The sequence below is a fragment of the Maritimibacter sp. DP1N21-5 genome, assembly GCF_019218295.1.
In the GTDB taxonomy this organism is placed as follows: domain Bacteria; phylum Pseudomonadota; class Alphaproteobacteria; order Rhodobacterales; family Rhodobacteraceae; genus Maritimibacter.
The window spans coordinates 1,255,423-1,271,771 of sequence record NZ_JAHUZF010000006.1 but is presented as its reverse complement, the minus strand read 5'-3'; the positions used below and the strand labels follow the sequence as shown (position 1 = coordinate 1,271,771).

Genomic DNA, 16,349 nt, shown 5'->3' with positions numbered 1-16,349 from the left:
CGATGCGTATCCTGATACCGCTTGTCCTGTCGCTCGCTCTGGCATCCCCTCTCTCGGCGGAGCGGGTGACGGTCGGGCCGGGTCAGGATGCGCTCGCCACGGCTCTGGCCAGGGCACGGCCCGGCGATGAACTGGTGCTCCCCCCCGGCACCTACGCCGGGCCGGTCGAGATCGACCGCCCCGTGACACTGACCGGCGACGATGCGCGGATCGTGGGGCCGGGCGCGGGCTCGGTCATCACGGTGACGGCGCCTGACGTGACGCTGAGGGGGCTGGCCGTTTCGGGCGCTGGCGCGAGCCTTGCTGACCTTGATAGCGGGATACGGCTGCTCAAGGGTGCGGATCGGGCAAGGCTCGAGGGGCTGACACTTGAAGGCAACTTGATCGGCATCGACGTGCACGGCGCGCGGGACGTGGTCGTGCGGGGTAACACCATCCTCGGGCGCAACGATCTGCGCGTGGCCGAACGTGGGCCCGGCGTCTATGTCTGGAACGCACCCGGCCTGACCGTGGAGGACAACATCGTTTCGCGCGGGCGGGACGGGGTGTTCATCACCACCTCGGACCAGGCCGTCTATCGGCGCAACACCTTCAGCGAACTGCGCTTCGCCTTCCACTCGATGTACGCGAACCGGATCGAGGTCACCGACAACGTGAGCCGGGGCAACGACATGGGCTTTGCCTTCATGTATTCCACGCGGCTCACCATTGCGAACAACCTGAGCGTGGGGGATGCGAACCACGGGTTCTTCATGAACTTCGCGAACAGGGCCGAACTCATCGGCAACACGGTGCGCGATGGCGGCGAGAAGTGCCTGTTCATCTACAATTCGAACAACAACCGTTTCACCGGCAACCGGTTCGAGGGCTGCGGCATCGGCCTGCATTTCACGGCCGGCAGCGAGGGCAACGTGATGACCGGCAATGCCTTTGTCGGCAACCGGACGCAGGTGAAATACGTGGGCACCCGCTGGCTCGAGTGGTCCGAGGCGGGGCAGGGGAACTACTGGTCCGACCATGTCGCCTTCGATGTGAATGGTGACGGGATCGCCGACAGTCCCTATCGCCCGAACGATGCGGTGGACCAACTCGTGTGGTCGCAGCCGGCGGCGAAGCTCCTGATGCGCACGCCCGCGCTGCAACTTATGCGCTGGTCGCAGTCGCGGTTCCCCGGCCTTCTGCCGGGCGGCGTGATCGACAGTCATCCGCTGACCGCGCCCCAGATTTCTGTCCCGGAGGTGGTCCAATGACCCAACCTGTCCTGTCCCTTTCATCCGTTTCGCTCGCCTATGGCCGGACCTCTACGGTCGAGGCGGTGAGCTTCACGGTCGCTCCCGGAGAAAGCCTCGCACTCCTCGGCCACAACGGCGCGGGCAAGTCGACGCTGTTCAAGGCGATACTCGGCTTCCTGCCGCTGGCCGACGGTGCGATCCGTATTGCAGGCCATGCCCCGGGGACCGATGCCGCGCGCCGCGCGATCAACTACCTTCCCGAGGTCGTGACCTTTCCGCGCAGCCTGACGGGGCACGAAATCCTGCAGTACTTTTCCGGCCTTCGGGGCGCGCCCCGCCGCGAGGCCCGCGCACTTCTGGAACGGGTCGGGCTGGCCGATGCCGCCGACCGTGCCGTGGGGACTTACTCCAAGGGGATGCGGCAGCGACTGGGTCTGGCGCAGGCGCTGATCGGGGCGCCGCGGCTCCTCCTTCTCGACGAACCGACAAGCGGGCTCGACCCGGTGTCGCGGCAAGATTTCTACGGCGTCATCGCTGAGGCCGCGGCGCGGGGCTCTGCGGTGCTCCTGTCGTCGCACGGGCTGGAGGAGATCGAACACCGCACCGATCGGGTCGCCATCCTGTCGCAGGGGCGTCTGCGGGCGATGGGCACGCTCGACGATCTTGCACGGGAGGCGAAATTGCCCACCCGTCTGCGCGTTACGGCGCGGGAGGGTGCTGCGGACGAATTGCAGGCGGAGTTCGGTGGGCGGCGTCTTAATGGTTGTCGGCTCGACATCGACTGCGCCGCCGGGGCCAAGCTCGGCCTTGTCGCGCGGCTTGGCGCCGACGCAGGCCGGGTCGCGGACATCCAGATGACGCCCCCAACGCTGAACGATGTCTACCTGCATTTCTCGAACCTCGACGCGGAGGCCCTGCCATGATCCACCGGATCGCCACCATCTTCGGACAGGAGTTCCGGCTCGCACGACGCAACCACTGGGTCGTGCTGGCCACCGTGATCCTGACGCTCTTCGCCGTTTCTCTCGGCTTCTTCGGGGCCGGGCAGGGCGCGGGGCTGAAGGCCGATGTGCTCACGCTGACCTCGGCGAGCCTCGCCACGTTGTCGGTCTACCTGATCCCGCTGATTGCGCTTCTCATGTCCTATGACGCCTTTGCGGGCGAGATCGAACGCGGCGCCCTGGCCCTAGCCTTCGCCACGCCGGTCAGGCGGTGGGAGGTCTTCGCGGGCAAGCTCATCGCGCAGGTCAGCGCCATGGCGATCGCCGTGGTGCTGTCGTTCGCCCTGGCCGGCGCGGCGCTGGCCTTTGCTTTCGGCACCTCGCCCGAGGGGCTGGCTGCCTGGGGTCGGCTCGTCGGGTCCGCGGTCTGGCTGGGCGCGGTCTTTGTGTGCATCGGGCTGATGCTCTCGGCCTTTTCGGCTCGGACTGCGCGCGCCGCCGCCGCGGCCATCGGCACATGGCTCGTCTTCGTGGTGCTCTACGACCTCGCGCTGCTGGGCGGGATCATGGCGGCGGGAGAGGGCGTTTTCGCCTCCCGCGTCTTTCCCTGGCTCGTCGTCGCGAACCCGGCGGATGCCTTCCGGCTCTACAATCTCGCGGCACTCGAGACCGCGCCCGTGGCGGGGATCGACGGGCTCGCCCGCACCCTGCCGTTCCCCCCTGAAACGGGTCTGGCCGCAATCGCCCTCTGGCTCGTCGCCGCCCTCGCTCTGGGCATCCACCGCACGAAAAGGATCGTTCCATGACACGCGCTGTTCTTCTCTTCGCCATCGCCTTCTCACTCGCCGCCTGCAAGGACGACGTTGCCGAGGCACCTTTGCCTGCGGACATGACCGACGAGGCTTTGGGCCACTACTGCCAGATGTTCGTGGCCGACCATCCCGGCCCCAAGGCGCAGATCCACCTCGAGGGCCACGCGGCACCCCTATGGTTCAGCCAGGTCTCCGATGCCGTCGCCTATGTCCACGATCCGGCACGCGACGCCGGGGTTACGGCGGTCTTCGTTTCGGATATGGAACAGGCCGAAAGCTGGGCCTTGCCGGGCACGGCGAACTGGATCCCGGCGCAGGCCGCGTTCTTCGTGATCGAGAGCGACCGTCCCGGCGGCATGGGCGTGCCCGAGGCCATTCCCTTCGGCACACGCAAGGCGGCCGAGGACTTCCAGCAAGAGGAGGGCGGGCGGATCGTGATCTTCGAGGCGGTGCCCGTCGACTATGTTCACCCTGATATGCCGGCATTGGCAAAGGACGGCATGGCGGGCCATGACATGACCGGGAGTCTGAACTGATGGCCGGGGCGTGGACGCGGCGCCGGTTCCTCGCGGTCTCTGCTGCGGCGATCGCGGCGAGCCGGGTCACGGCCGCCACCCCAGTCGCGATGTGGCGGGGGCCTGCACTTGGAACGCTGGCGGAAGTCCGGCTCGTCGGGGTCGATGACCCGGATCCGGTCTTCGCCCGGGTCGAGGCGGAACTTGCCCGGATCGACCGGCTGTTTTCACTCTATCGCAGCGACAGCGCGCTCGTGCGGCTTAACCGTGACGGCTGGCTCGAGGCACCCGATCCCGCGATCCTGGAGCTCCTTTCGCTGTCGCGCGCGATGCATCATGCGACGGAAGGGGCCTTTGATCCGACCGTCCAGCCGCTCTTCGCCCTCCATGCGTCCTGCGCTGCCGAGGGGCGAGTGCCCGCGGTCGAGGAGATCGAAGCCGCGCGTGCGCTGGTGAGCTTCGACCAGGTGACGTTCGACATGACCACGGTGCGCCTTGCGAGACCCGGCGTTGCCCTGACCTTGAACGGTATCGCACAGGGCTACGCCACCGATCAGCTCGCAGCACTTCTGCGGGACGAGGGGCTGCGCGACGTGATGGTCGACGCGGGCGAGGTGGCCGGGATCGGCAACGGGCCCGAGGGCAAGGGCTGGCGGGTGCGCCTGCCGGGGTCCGATATCCGCCTCCGCGGTCAGGCGGTCGCAACGTCGAGCGCCACCGGGACGCTGGTCGATCCGGCGCTGGGGACGGGGCACATCTTCGATCCCCTGGACCGGCGCCGCCCGAGCACTGCGACCATCTCGGTCATACACGACAGCGCCGCCATCGCGGACGCGCTGTCGACGGCTGCGATCGTGATGCCGGGCCACCAGCTGCGGTCCTTCGAAGCCTTGGGGGCAAAGGTCATCCGTTTCGGGTAGGATTCGCTCCGAACGTTGTGCGGGAACAATAACTGGGGCTCCGACGCAGGCTACAAGTCACTCAACAGCAGCATTTACATCGAAGGAGAAAAAAGATGCTGACCCGTAGAGCCGCCCTGTTCGGAGCCGCCGGTATCGCCGCTGCCCCGTTGATCGCCACCGCCGCCAAGGCCGAAGAAGCCATGACCCCTGTGGCGGCTCCCGCAGACCTGTCCAAGCTCAAGCGCATCAAGCGCGAGCTGGTCGCCCCGCCCTTCGTGCACGAGCACGAACAGATCGCCCCTGCCGAACCGCGCATCGTCGAGTTCGAAATGCCGATCATCGAGAGAGAAATCCAGGTCGCCGACGACGCCTGGCTGCAAGGCATGACCTTCAACGGCTCGATCCCCGGCCCGCTCATGGTGGTGCACCAGGACGACTACGTCGAGCTGACGCTGGTCAACCCGGCCGAGAACATGATGCAGCACAATATCGACTTCCACGCCGCGACCGGCGCCCTGGGTGGTGGTGCGCTGACGCTGGTCAGCCCCGGTGAAATGACGGTGCTCCGGTTCAAGGCGACGCGGCCGGGAACCTTCGTCTACCACTGCGCTCCCGGGGGCCCGATGATCCCGTGGCACGTGGTGTCCGGGATGGTCGGTGCCATCATGGTGCTGCCGCGCCACGGCCTGTCCGATTACAAGGGGAACCCGGTGACCTATGACAAGGTCTTCTACATCGGCGAGAATGACTTCTACATTCCGAAGGACGAAAACGGGAACTACAAGCGCTTTGCCGATGTGGCCGAAAGCTATCCGGAGACCGAAGAGCTCATGAACGGTCTGGTGCCGAGCCATGTGGTCTTCAACGGTGCGGTCGGTGCATTGACCGGCGAGAACGCCATGACGGCCAGCGTCGGGGACCGCGTGCTGATCGTCCACAGTCAGGGCAACCGCGACACGCGTCCGCACCTCATCGGCGGACATGGCGATCTCGTCTGGGAAGCGGGCAAGTTCAACAACGTGCCGGACCGCGATCTGGAGACCTGGTTCATCCGGGGCGGGTCGGCGGGCGCTGCGCTCTATGAATTCCTGCAGCCGGGTATCTACGCCTATGTGAACCACAACCTGATCGAGGCGGTGAACCTCGGCGCCACGGCCCACTTCAAGGTCGAGGGCCAGTGGAACAACGACCTCATGGAACAGGTCATGGCGCCGTCCGAGATCGTCGGCTGATCCTCCCGCCACTCACGGGAAAACGGGGTGGCCGCAGCTGTGGCCGCCCCTTCTTGCGCTTGGAGACAGGACCATGACACCGATCACCACACTGCCCGCTCTTCTGCTTGCCGGACTGTTCGGGTTCTTCGCGGGCGACGAACCGCAAGCGGCGGGGCCCGAGACCGTGCCTATTCCCGCGGGCGAGATCGCCTTTCGCCCATTCGGCAGCTTCAGCTTTCAAGGCAAGACGCACAGTCCCGCGCCCGTTCCGACGCGGGTTGAGGGCTTCGAGATCATGAAGCATCAGGTGACGCGCGCCGAGTTTTCGGCTTGCGTTGCGGCTCGGGCCTGTTCAGCCGAGGTGCTCCGCGACGGCAACCAGCCTCAGACCCACGTCAATTTTCACGAGGCGGAGGCCTATGCCCGCTGGCTCTCCGAGGTGACGGGTGAGACATGGCGCCTGCCAACGGAACCCGAATGGCAACGCGCCGCTGCCGAGCGCTATGGCGACGCGACGCCCGAGGAGGGGGACTACCTCGATCCCGGCGAAAGGATGCTGGCGCAATACGAACGCGGCATCCTGCTGCGTGGCTCGGCGAGCAAGGCGTTGCGTCCTGCGGGCGGTTTCGGCGAGAACTCCATGGGTGTCGCCGACATGTCGGGCAACGTCTGGGAATGGACGACGGGATGCATGGACAACGGCACGCTGGACGGCGCGGGGCGGGTGGTGACGAGCACTCCCTATTGCACCGTGCGGATCGCGGGCGGCCGCCACCGCGCCGCGATCATCGACTTCGTGCGCGACCCCCAGGTGGGGGGATGCGCGGTGGGCTTGCCGCCCGATTACCTTGGCTTCCGGCTGGTGCGCGAGGACTGACCCCTCAGGGCAGGGGCGAGACACCGATCACCGCACCGTGGCTCAGAAGGACCAAGGCCCACACCCCAAGACCGATGGCGGTCCGCCGAAGGAGGCGGCCGCCATTTTCGCGTCGCCATGCGGCGCGGGTCAGCGGCTCAAGTGACAGAATCGACGTGGCCGCGAAGAAATACGGCGCTGCGCTTGGGCCGAGCATCCGTCGCGCGCGGGCGTCGAAGGCAGGGATCGCGGCGATGGCCAACAGCGCGAAGATGCCGAACAGGATCACATGCGCCAGATCACCGTTCACGACGAGATGCGCGGTGGCCCAGAGCGCCAGCGCGAGGAAGAGCGGATGGCGCGTGATCGCGGCCAGCCCAGGAGCGGCAGGGTCGATGTGCGCGTCGCGTTTGCCCCCCAGGGTGTAGGGCTGTGCGATACCGAAACCGGCGGCGACCAAAACGGTGGCAACCGGCATCGCGAGGTTCGGCACCCAGCGCATCCAGGGGAGCTGCGGCCAGAGCTCGACGAAAGGTGCCCGACCTGCGGCCACGATCACCCAGACGAGGAGCGCAATCGACAATAGCCCATAGACCGAGAAGTAGGTCCGTCGTCCGAACCGGGCGATCAGCCGGTCGCGCAGCCCGCCGATACGCGGCACGAAATGGCTCCCCACGAAGGCGGCGAGCGCGAGCGTGTATTCCGCCCAGCCCATCACGCCTCGGCCCTTGCGATCAGCGCCCGGATATGGCGCCCGAAGGCCCATGTAACGGGAAGGCCAAGGATCAGGCCGCCGATCACGGAGGAGTAGGGGGTGAGCACGCTCCAGCCCAGCCAGCTACCGATGAGCGAGGCGAAGAACAGGTTGACCGCCATCGCGCCTGCCCCGAAGGGATAGAGCGCGGCGGTCAGTTTAAGGAACCCGCGCCCCGTCATTTCCGACGCAGCATCATGTGGACGGCCGCGAGCGAGGCGATCATGGCGACCGAGGCCACAAAGAACCAGAACTCCGCCACCTGGGTCTGGGCCTGCGGCACCGGGCGCTCGAAGCTGGCGGCGAGGAGGGGTGCGGGCAGGATGGCCAAAAAGGCGATCAGGGGTTTCATGTCAGGTCTCCTGTGTCAGGGTTTGATAGATGTCGGGCAGGGCCCGTGGCAACCGGTCGGCATGGGGAAGAAGCGTGAACCCGGCCCGTCCGAAAATGCGTTGGAACCAGTCCTGCCCGTCGGCGTCGATGATGACGCCGTGGACGGATTGGCCAAGGGCCCGGGCTTCGCGCACGGCCATGCGACTGTCCTCGATCCCATGCTGTCCTTCGTAGTGATCGAGGTCGTTGGGCTTGCCGTCGGTCAGAACGAGAAGGAGCCTGCGAGTCGCGCCCTCCTCGGCGAGCTGCGCGCTTGCGTGGCGGATCGCGGCACCCAGACGCGTGTAGTGACCGGGGCGGAAGCCGCCGATCCGGGCGGTCACCTCGGTGGTCATCGGTTCGTCGAAGGCCTTGGCCTTGGACAGAAACACCCGGTCACGGCGCAGGGACGAAAACCCCCAGATGCCCAGCCGATCGCCCGCGGTGTCGATCCCGGCGGCCAGCGCGGCCAGCGCCTCACGCGCGACGTCGATCACCGAGCGGTCGCCCAAATGCGCCTCGGTCGAACGCGAACAGTCCATCAGGATCGCCACCGACAGATCCCGCGCCATCGGGCGCGACGATTGCCAGATCCGGTCGCTGCCTTCGCGCCCCGCGACGATGTCGGCGCGGCTGGCGACCACGGCGTCGAGGTCGAGGTCGTCGCCGTCCAGTTGACGCGGCAGGATCACCCGGCGCGGATTGAGCGGTGCGAACTGTCGCTTGACGCGCGCGACGAGGCGCGGGTCCGGGCGATAGCCTTCGGCGGGCAGGGCCGGAGCCTCGAGCACGCGGGTATGGGCGGGCATGTAGGCAGTCGTGCGCCGGTTCCATTCGGGATAGGTGAACTTGCCCGCCAGCCGTTCATGGTCGGCATCCTGCGGGGAAAGGTCGAGCGACAGGCGCAGCCGCGTGGCAGCGCGTTTCGCGTTTTGCGAGAGCGTGATCTGGTCCTGATCGTCGGCGGCCTTCTGGGCGTTTTCGTCGTCGTCATCCTCGACCATGCGGTTGAGGTTCAGGCTTTCCGCCCAAGACAGGATTGCCTCGAAGCGATGGACGATGAAACTGTCTCGGCGGTCGGCTTGGTCGCGGTTTTCCCGGGCACCGGCTTTGCGGCCCTTGATCTCGGGCGCGGGCGCGCCGGGGCTTGCGTCGTCGTTCGCGGGTTTACCCGGCGCAGGGTGGGTGAGCCTGAGCCAGATCGCGACAGGGGCGAAGGGCCGGTAGCCGCGCGGGGCCGGGCAATCGAGGCATTCGTCCAGCTCGTCGGCGCCGGCCAGTTGCCCGGCGATCACCGCTTCGATCCCGGCCTCGCATTTGGGCAGGCCCGGCCGGAAACGCGCGACCCGCAGCGCCGTGCACATGTCCGCATAGGCGCGGCGCAGGCCCGGACAGGCGGCATAGGCCCGGTCGGCGGCCAGAGCGTTGGCGCCGATCTCGGCGCGGTCGGCGGCCAGCGGGTCGGCATGTCGGGGCGGGATTTCGACAAAGGCCGCCAGCGCCGCAAGCCAGAGATAGGCCGCGCGGTTGAGGTGGGTTTCAGGAAAGACGGTCATCACCGGTGGCAGCGCGAGGCGGTCGCCGTCGAAGTCCGCGACATGTTCGCGAAGGCGCGGCGCGGCGATCCGGCGTGTGCCGGTGATGCGGTGGGCAGCAGGTGTGGCGGGGGCCGGGCAGATCTCCACCCCTTGACCCCCGCCAAGGGCGCGGTAGAGCGTGGCGACGCTCGCGCGGACTTCCTCCAGCGTCACGGCACTGTCGGCTTGGCTCGCCTCGATGCCCCTCCGCGTCACCATGCCGTGCCAGAGCGTGCCGACGGCCTCTTCCGGTTCCAGAAGGTCGAGCATCTTCATGTCTGTCACCCGTAAACGCTGGCCGCGAGGTCGCGCAGCGCCTGCTGCACGTCCGTTTCGTCGGACAGGGGCTCCACGATGGCCGCCTCAATGGCGTCCTCCACGCGCATCCCCTTGGCGATAAGCGTGCCCGCGTAGATCAGAAGGCGGGTGGAGACCCCTTCTTCGAGGTCCATGCCGGAGAGCTTGCGGATATGACCGGCAAGGCGCACGAGCGCACCCGCGCGGTCCATGTCGAGCCTCGCCTCGGCGGCAACTACGGGTGTTTCCAGATCCGGCACGGGGAAGTCGAAACCGATCGACAGGAACCGTTGCCGGGTCGAGGGTTTCAGTTTCTTCAATACGTTCTGATAGCCGGGGTTATAGCTCGCCACGAGCATGAAGCTCGCCGGCGCGACGAGTTCCTCGCCAGTCCGGTCGATGACCAGCCGCCGCCTGTCGTCGGTCAGCGGGTGGAGCACCACGGTCACATCCTTGCGCGCCTCCACCACCTCGTCGAGGTAACAGATCCCGCCCTCGCGAACCGCGCGGGTTAGGGGGCCATCGACCCAGACCGTCTCGCCCCCCTTGATGAGATAGCGCCCGATCAGGTCGGCAGCCGACAGGTCATCGTGGCAGGCGACTGTATGAAGGGGCAGGCCGAGACGGGCTGCCATATGTTCGACGAAGCGCGTCTTGCCGCAGCCGGTCGGCCCCTTCAGAAGAAGGGGCAAACCGTTTTGTTGGGCTGTCTCGAACAGGTCGCATTCGTTGGATTGCGGGCTGTAGAACGGCAGATCGGGGGTCATGTCGAAGGTCATGGGTCACTCCGCCGGCTGCGCGGCCGCAGGGCCGGGCTTGATGACTTCGCGGCGCACCACCAGCATCGAGTAGATGAAGAGGAGCGCGCCCAGCACCACTGCCACGCCGGAGCCGAAACGCATGAGGTAGAACAGGCCCAACTGGTCCTGCACCTCCATGTAGTAGTCGCCTAGGATCCGCTGCATATGCGTCTGGATCGTGCCGGCGAAGGTCAGCGTGAAAGTCATGAAGGCCATGCCGCCGGTCATCAGCCAGAAGGACGCCATGTTGAGCACCTGGTTGTAGGGCACCCGTTTGCGCAGTTGCGGCATGGCATAGGTGAACATGCCGAGGTTCAGGGCCACATAGGCGCCGTAGAAGGCGAGGTGCCCATGTGCCGCCGTGATTTGCGTGCCGTGGGTGTAGTAGTTCACCCCGTGGAGCGTGTGCAGGAAGCCCCAGACGCCCGCGCCGAAGAAGGCGACGGTGGAGGACCCGAGCGACCAGAGAAGGGCGGCCTTGTTCGGGTGGTTCTTGCGGCCCTTCCAGACCATCACGAAGGCGAAGGTCATCATGGCGAAGAAGGGGATCACCTCGAGGGTCGAGAAGATGGAGCCGATCCACTGCCAGTAGCCCGGCGCGCCGATCCAGTAGAAGTGGTGCCCGGTGCCCAAGATGCCCGAGAAGAGCGCCAGCGCCACGATGACATAGAGCCATTTCTCGATCACCTCGCGGTCGACGCCCGTGAGTTTCAGCATCAGGAACCCGAGGATCGCAGCCATGACCAGTTCCCAGGTCGCCTCGACCCAGAGGTGCACGACCATCCACCAATACATCTTGTCGAGCGACAGGTTGTCCGGATTGATGAAGGCGAAGACCCAGAGCAGGCACAAGAGCCAGAGGCCCATGAGCAGGATGTTGGTGATCGCAGTCTTGCGCCCCGCCAGCGCCGTGAGCGAGATGTTCACGAGGAAGATCACGGCAGCGACGAGGATGCCGAATTTCACCCAGAGGGGTTGTTCGAAGAACTCGCGCCCGCCGTGGATGCCGACGAGATACGACCCGACGGCCCCCAAAGTGCCCACCAGAAGGATGATGAGTTGGGCATAGGCGAGCTTGGTCGAAAACAGCTCTCGCTCGGCCTCTTCGGGAACGAGGTAGTAGGCTGCGCCGAAGAAGCCCAGCAAGAGCCAGACGATGAGCGCGTTGGTATGGATCATGCGAACCACGTTGAACGGAAGGATTTCCGAGAGCGTGTTGGGCGAGACATAGATCCACCCTGCGAGAAGCCCGCCCAGCACCTGAATGCCGAACAGCGCGGCGGCGGCGAGAAAGTAGTATTTCGCCACGGATTGAGATTGGTATTTCATTTTCGGTCTCCTTACCCGGCGTCGTTCGGCGGCCAGTTCTGGGTGTTGGTCTGATCGGCCCAGCGGAGGAATTCCGCGAGCCCGCGCATTTCCTCTTCGGTGATCTCGAAGTGCGGCATCTGGCGGCGGCCGGGGGTGCCCGAGGGCTGCGCCTTCATCCATCCGTCAAGAATTTCGAACGCGAGCTCGGGGTCGTCCGTTGCGCCCCAGCGGGTCATCACGTTGCCGACCTCGGGCGCGAAATAGGCGCCTTCGCCGTGCAGCGTGTGGCAGTTGATGCAGGAATTGCGTTCCCAGACCTCCTTGCCCAGCCGCACCTCTTCGGTGATCGGTGCCCCGGCGGTCGAGGTCTTGACGATATAGCGATGGCTTTGCGCCGTGAGGGCCACGAACACGACGACGAAGAAGATACTCCCCCCGTAGAAGACGTTCCTGGCCCGTGATTTCGTGAGTATGTCTGACATGTCACGGTCCCGTTTTGTGGTGTCGATGAAGGACACCTAGCGGGGGCGACCGTGCCACTTGTTGTGGAAACGCAAAGAACCGGGCGATTGGATCGCGCAGTCTGGCAGGGAAGGAGCCCCGCCATGCCCAGATTCAGAAGACGCCCCCGTTTCGACGATCCGGACCTGCCACTGGCGACCCTGTTCGGCGAATGGCCCGACATGATGCAGGTATTTCTCGACAGACAGATGCTCTGCCCCGGCTGTCCGGTCGCGCCCTTCCACGCGATCACCGATGCCTGCATCGAATACGGGCTCGACGAAGAGGCGTTCCGCGCCGAGCTTCGCCGCGCCGCGCGCCTGCCTTAACCCTGCGCTCCCGACAGCAGCACCAGTTCGTGCGGCTTCGTCACCACGATATGTTTGCGCCGCGACGAAACCACGCCGTCCTTCTCCCAGGCCGACAAAAGGCGGCTGACCGTGTGGAGCGTGGTGCCGGTCATGTCGGAGATGTTCTGCCGGGTGATCGGAAAGCCGATCTCGATCCCGTCGACGGTGCGCCGGCCGCTCTGGTTCATCATCCTGAGCACGGCACAGGCGACCCGTTTCTCTACCGCCTGCGTCGCCATTTCCGTCAGCGTGGTCTGGATCTCGCCCAGCCGGCGGCCGAGGGTGCGGTAGCTTTCGGTGGCGAAACCGGGGTAGTTCGCTGTGAAGTCGTCCCAGAGCGACATGGGCCAGGACAGCGCGATAGATTCGGCCGCCGCGATGGAGGTGGCCGGATAGGTGTCGCGCGCCAGGGCCTTGGCGATGCCGAAAAGCTGGCCGGGCGAGATGTGCAGCACGATGATCTCTTCGCCACCTTCGGTCGAACGGATCACCCGCAGGTATCCGTCGAGAAGAAGATAGAATCGCTCCGCGTCGTGGCCCTCGCTGAAGATCGCTGCACCTTCAGGATACCGGCGCGACGAGGCCTGGCTCAGGATGTCGCGGATCTGACTCCGTTCCAGCAGGCTGAACGGAGGGAGGTCGGCGAGAAGGCTTTCGTCGAGCTTGGCCACAAATGCTCCGGGAGTTTGTTCAAATGCAACGTTCGGGTCGGGGAGATAGCGCAAAAGGAGCGCAGACGAAACAGGAATAGACCGAAAGGGAATGCTTATGAAACGTCTCCTGCTTTCCGCCGCTCTCGTGCTTGCCGCCGGGGCCGCTACTGCCGAAACCATCGAAATTCAGATGCTCAACAAGGGCGACGAAGGCGCCATGGTGTTCCAGCCTGCCTTCGTTCAGGCCCAGCCGGGTGACGTGATCCATTTCGTCGCCACCGACAAGGGTCACAACGTCGAGGCGATCGAGGGCATGCTCCCGGAGGGGGTCGAAGGCTTCAAGACCGACTTCAACGAGGACTTCGAACTCACTCTCGGGTCCGAGGGCCTCTATGGCGTGAAATGCACGCCGCACTACGGCATGGGCATGGTCGCGCTCATCCAGGTCGGCGCGGCCGTGAACCTCGATGACGTCGCCGCGGTCCCGCAGAAGGGCAAGGCCAAGGCCCGCATGGCCGACCTGATTGCACAGGTTCAGTGACGTCCCGTCCCTTCGTCACTGTCACAGAAAGGGCGGCGCGACCTGCGTCGCCCTTTCGACATCAAGGAGCTTTCGCATGTCGGCCCGCACCCCCTACACCGGCCCCGCGCTTTTGTCCGCCGGGTTTCGCCCCTTCTTCCTGCTCGCCACTGGCTTCGCGGCCCTCGCCATCGCGCTCTGGCTTGCTGTGTGGGAAGGCCTCTTGAGCCTGTCGTCGGTGTTCCTTCCCGTCGACTGGCACGTGCATGAGATGGTCTTCGGCTACGGCGCCGCCGTGGTCGCGGGCTTTCTGTTCACGGCCGTTCCGAACTGGACCGGACGATTGCCCACCCGCGGCCTGCCGCTCGGGGTGCTAAGCCTCGTCTGGATCGCCGGACGGTACGTCTCGGCGGGCGTCTTCCCCGTGGGCCCGGTGGCGGTCCTGCTGATCGACCAGCTCTTCCTCCTCCTCGTCGGCAGCATGATCGCGCGCGAGATCGTCGCCGGTCGCAACTGGCGCAATCTGAAGGTCCTTGTGCCGGTTACGATTTTCTGGGTCGCGAACCTGATCTTCCACATCGAGGCCATGAAGACGGGCGCCGCCATGTTCGCCCATCGTCTCGGTCTCGCGGTCCTCGTCTTCCTGATCATGCTGATCGGCGGACGCATCATCCCGAGCTTCACGCGCAACTGGCTGGTCAAGCAGGGCCAGAGGCGCCTCCCCATTCCCTTCAACAGCTTCGATGGCATTGCCATCCTGACAGGGGCTCTCGCGCTGGGGCTGTGGGTTGCGCAGGCAGAAGGTCTCGCCGAAGCCCTCCTGCTCGGTCTAGCCGGCATGGGGCAGGCGCTGCGTCTCGCACGCTGGCGGGGTGCACATACCTGGCGGTCTCCGCTCCTCCTCATGCTGCACCTGTCTTATGCCTTCATTCCCTTCGGTTTCGCCGCAGCGGCCCTGTCCGCCGTGGGAATCCTGAACGATGCCGCAACATTCCATGCGCTCGGGGCAGGGGCTGTCGGCACGATGACGGTCGCCGTGATGGTCCGCGCCACCCTCGGGCACACCGGACGCCCGCTCGAAGCCGGCGCTTTCGCGACCGGGGCCTTCGCCGCGCTGGCGGTCGCCTCCCTCCTCCGGGTGGCGGCCGAAGTCCAAAACGCACCGCGCGAGGCGCTGCTGATCGGTGCTGGCGTGCTCTGGGTGGGCGCGTTCCTCGTCGTGATGGCCAGGCTCTGGCGGCCGGTCCTGTCGAAGCGGACGCCGGCCACGTGAGGCCCGGATCCATGCAGCGACGCCGCAGCGCGGCGCTGAAACCCGCTTGCACCCTTTCGCTTGCCCACATAGAAGGGCGTGAAAATTTCCGGGGGTGCGATTTCGCGCCCCATCTGCCGATGAAGGAACCGAACATGAGCGTCACCGAGACCCTGAACGAAGGCCTCAAGCGCGGCTACAAGATCGTGGTGCCCGCCACCGATCTGGACGCCAAGGTCAACGAGAAACTTCTCGAAGCCCAGCCCGAGATCGAGATGAAGGGCTTCCGCAAGGGCAAAGTCCCGATGGCGCTGCTCAAGAAGAACTTCGGTCAGCGTCTCATGGGCGAAGCCATGCAGGACGCCATCGACGGCGCGATGAACGACCACTTCGAGAAATCGGGCGACCGTCCGGCCATGCAGCCCGACGTCAAGATGACGAACGAGAACTGGAAAGAAGGCGACGACGTCGAGGTCGAGATGACCTACGAAGCGCTGCCGGAAATCCCGGAGGTGGACCTCTCCGACCTCGCGCTCGAAAAGCTCGTGGTCAAAGCCTCGGACGACGAGATCAACGAAGCGCTCACCTCGCTCGCCGAGAACGCCCAGAATTTCGAGGACCGCAAGAAGGGCTCGAAGGCGAAAGACGGCGATCAGGTCACGCTCGACTTCCTCGGCAAAGTCGACGGCGAAGCCTTTGACGGCGGCGCGGCGGAAGACTTCCCCCTCGTGCTCGGCTCCGGCCAGTTCATCCCCGGCTTCGAGGATCAGCTTGTCGGCGTGAAGGAAGGCGACGAAAAAGACGTCGTCGTGACCTTCCCGGAAAACTACGGTGCCGCGAACCTCGCCGGCAAAGAGGCGACCTTCACCTGCACGATCAAGGCCGTGAAGGAACCCAAGCCCGCCGAGATCAACGACGATCTGGCGCAGAAATACGGTGCCGAAGACCTCGCCGCGCTGAAATCGCAGGTCGCCGAGCGGCTCGAAGCCGAATACGCCGGTGCCGCCCGCGCGGTGATGAAGCGTGGCCTGCTCGACGCGCTCGACGGCAAGGTCTCGTTCGATCTGCCGCCCTCGCTCGTCGATGCGGAAGCCAACCAGATCGCGCACCAGCTCTGGCACGAGGAAAACCCCGACGTTCACGGGCATGACCACCCGGAGATCGAAGTGACCGACGAGGCGAAGAAACTCGCCGAGCGCCGCGTGCGCCTCGGGCTCCTCCTCGCCGAGATCGGCCGCAAGGCCGAGGTTCAGGTGACCGATGCCGAGTTCACCCAGGCCGTGATGCAGCAGGCCCGCCAGTATCCGGGCCAGGAACGCGCCTTCTTCGACTTCGTCCAGCAGAACCCGCAGATGCGCCAGCAGATCCAGGCGCCGCTTTTCGAGGACAAGGTCGTCGATCACATCGCCGCGCAGGCGAAAGTTTCCGAAAAAGGGGTCTCCAAGGACGACCTCCAGAAAGCCGTGGACGCGCTCGACGAGGCGTGAGCC

At 65.8% G+C, this 16,349-nt stretch carries 19 protein-coding genes; 11 read left to right on the top strand and 8 right to left on the bottom strand.

What is annotated here, in order from left to right; all coding sequences use genetic code 11:
* Window positions 1-2: 2 nt before the first annotated feature.
* From KJP29_RS13920 to KJP29_RS13890, 7 genes are all read left to right on the top strand, one after another.
* Entirely contained in the window at window positions 3-1,250 is a 1,248-nt protein-coding gene (locus tag KJP29_RS13920; protein WP_218464139.1) for a nitrous oxide reductase family maturation protein NosD, read from the top strand.
* The gene (locus tag KJP29_RS13915) at window positions 1,247-2,155 is read left to right on the top strand and encodes an ABC transporter ATP-binding protein (protein WP_218464138.1); all 909 of its coding nucleotides are present in this window, start codon (window positions 1,247-1,249) and stop codon (window positions 2,153-2,155) included. The genes KJP29_RS13920 and KJP29_RS13915 overlap by 4 nt, the downstream gene beginning before the upstream one ends.
* Window positions 2,152-2,979, top strand: a complete 828-nt coding sequence (locus tag KJP29_RS13910; protein ID WP_218464137.1) for an ABC transporter permease — start codon at window positions 2,152-2,154, stop codon at window positions 2,977-2,979. The genes KJP29_RS13915 and KJP29_RS13910 overlap by 4 nt, the downstream gene beginning before the upstream one ends.
* The gene (locus tag KJP29_RS13905) at window positions 2,976-3,521 is read left to right on the top strand and encodes a nitrous oxide reductase accessory protein NosL (protein WP_218464136.1); all 546 of its coding nucleotides are present in this window, start codon (window positions 2,976-2,978) and stop codon (window positions 3,519-3,521) included. The genes KJP29_RS13910 and KJP29_RS13905 overlap by 4 nt, the downstream gene beginning before the upstream one ends.
* On the top strand, window positions 3,521-4,420 hold the full coding sequence (locus KJP29_RS13900; protein WP_218464135.1) for an FAD:protein FMN transferase: 900 nt from the start codon (window positions 3,521-3,523) through the stop codon (window positions 4,418-4,420). Before KJP29_RS13905 ends, KJP29_RS13900 begins: the two co-directional genes overlap by 1 nt.
* 95 nt (window positions 4,421-4,515) lie before the next feature.
* Complete coding sequence (nirK, locus tag KJP29_RS13895) at window positions 4,516-5,634, top strand: copper-containing nitrite reductase (RefSeq protein ID WP_218464134.1); 1,119 nt, start codon at window positions 4,516-4,518, stop codon at window positions 5,632-5,634.
* A gap of 73 nt (window positions 5,635-5,707) precedes the next feature.
* Window positions 5,708-6,493, top strand: a complete 786-nt coding sequence (locus tag KJP29_RS13890; protein WP_218464133.1) for an SUMF1/EgtB/PvdO family nonheme iron enzyme — start codon at window positions 5,708-5,710, stop codon at window positions 6,491-6,493.
* A gap of 4 nt (window positions 6,494-6,497) precedes the next feature.
* Here the strand turns inward: KJP29_RS13890 and KJP29_RS13885 are convergent, their stop codons facing one another.
* Genes KJP29_RS13885 through KJP29_RS13855 form a run of 7 tightly spaced genes read right to left on the bottom strand, consistent with a single transcriptional unit; the run spans window position 6,498 to window position 12,065 of the window.
* The gene (locus KJP29_RS13885; RefSeq protein ID WP_218464132.1) at window positions 6,498-7,190 is read right to left on the bottom strand and encodes an NnrU family protein; all 693 of its coding nucleotides are present in this window, start codon (window positions 7,188-7,190) and stop codon (window positions 6,498-6,500) included.
* Window positions 7,187-7,408 carry an NnrT protein gene (locus KJP29_RS13880; RefSeq protein ID WP_218464131.1) on the bottom strand — a complete coding sequence of 74 codons (222 nt, stop codon included), beginning with the start codon at window positions 7,406-7,408 and terminating at the stop codon, window positions 7,187-7,189. Before KJP29_RS13880 ends, KJP29_RS13885 begins: the two co-directional genes overlap by 4 nt.
* A complete protein-coding gene (locus KJP29_RS13875; RefSeq protein WP_218464130.1) occupies window positions 7,405-7,578 on the bottom strand; it encodes a hypothetical protein in 174 nt (57 codons plus the stop codon). The genes KJP29_RS13880 and KJP29_RS13875 overlap by 4 nt, the downstream gene beginning before the upstream one ends.
* Before the next feature lies 1 nt (window position 7,579).
* The gene (locus KJP29_RS13870; protein ID WP_218464129.1) at window positions 7,580-9,451 is read right to left on the bottom strand and encodes a nitric oxide reductase activation protein NorD; all 1,872 of its coding nucleotides are present in this window, start codon (window positions 9,449-9,451) and stop codon (window positions 7,580-7,582) included.
* A 5-nt stretch (window positions 9,452-9,456) separates the two neighbouring features.
* A complete protein-coding gene (locus KJP29_RS13865; protein WP_218464128.1) occupies window positions 9,457-10,251 on the bottom strand; it encodes a CbbQ/NirQ/NorQ/GpvN family protein in 795 nt (264 codons plus the stop codon).
* A 3-nt stretch (window positions 10,252-10,254) separates the two neighbouring features.
* Window positions 10,255-11,601: a cbb3-type cytochrome c oxidase subunit I gene (locus tag KJP29_RS13860; RefSeq protein WP_218464127.1), complete on the bottom strand. Its 1,347-nt coding sequence runs from the start codon at window positions 11,599-11,601 to the stop codon at window positions 10,255-10,257.
* Window positions 11,602-11,612: 11 nt separating this feature from the next.
* On the bottom strand, window positions 11,613-12,065 hold the full coding sequence (locus KJP29_RS13855) for a cytochrome c (protein ID WP_218464126.1): 453 nt from the start codon (window positions 12,063-12,065) through the stop codon (window positions 11,613-11,615).
* A 123-nt stretch (window positions 12,066-12,188) separates the two neighbouring features.
* Here KJP29_RS13855 and KJP29_RS13850 point away from each other — a divergent pair, with 123 nt between their 5' ends.
* On the top strand, window positions 12,189-12,413 hold the full coding sequence (locus KJP29_RS13850; RefSeq protein ID WP_218464125.1) for a DUF1858 domain-containing protein: 225 nt from the start codon (window positions 12,189-12,191) through the stop codon (window positions 12,411-12,413).
* Here the strand turns inward: KJP29_RS13850 and KJP29_RS13845 are convergent.
* A complete protein-coding gene (locus KJP29_RS13845) occupies window positions 12,410-13,105 on the bottom strand; it encodes a Crp/Fnr family transcriptional regulator (protein ID WP_218464124.1) in 696 nt (231 codons plus the stop codon). The two genes, KJP29_RS13850 and KJP29_RS13845, sit on opposite strands and share 4 nt — an antisense overlap.
* Window positions 13,106-13,202: 97 nt before the next feature.
* Here KJP29_RS13845 and KJP29_RS13840 point away from each other — a divergent pair, with 97 nt between their 5' ends.
* From KJP29_RS13840 to tig, 3 genes are all read left to right on the top strand, one after another.
* On the top strand, window positions 13,203-13,628 hold the full coding sequence (locus KJP29_RS13840) for a pseudoazurin (RefSeq protein WP_218464123.1): 426 nt from the start codon (window positions 13,203-13,205) through the stop codon (window positions 13,626-13,628).
* A 76-nt stretch (window positions 13,629-13,704) separates the two neighbouring features.
* Window positions 13,705-14,880: an NnrS family protein gene (locus tag KJP29_RS13835; protein WP_218464122.1), complete on the top strand. Its 1,176-nt coding sequence runs from the start codon at window positions 13,705-13,707 to the stop codon at window positions 14,878-14,880.
* A 134-nt stretch (window positions 14,881-15,014) separates the two neighbouring features.
* On the top strand, window positions 15,015-16,346 hold the full coding sequence (tig, locus tag KJP29_RS13830; RefSeq protein WP_218464121.1) for a trigger factor: 1,332 nt from the start codon (window positions 15,015-15,017) through the stop codon (window positions 16,344-16,346).
* Window positions 16,347-16,349: the final 3 nt, after the last annotated feature.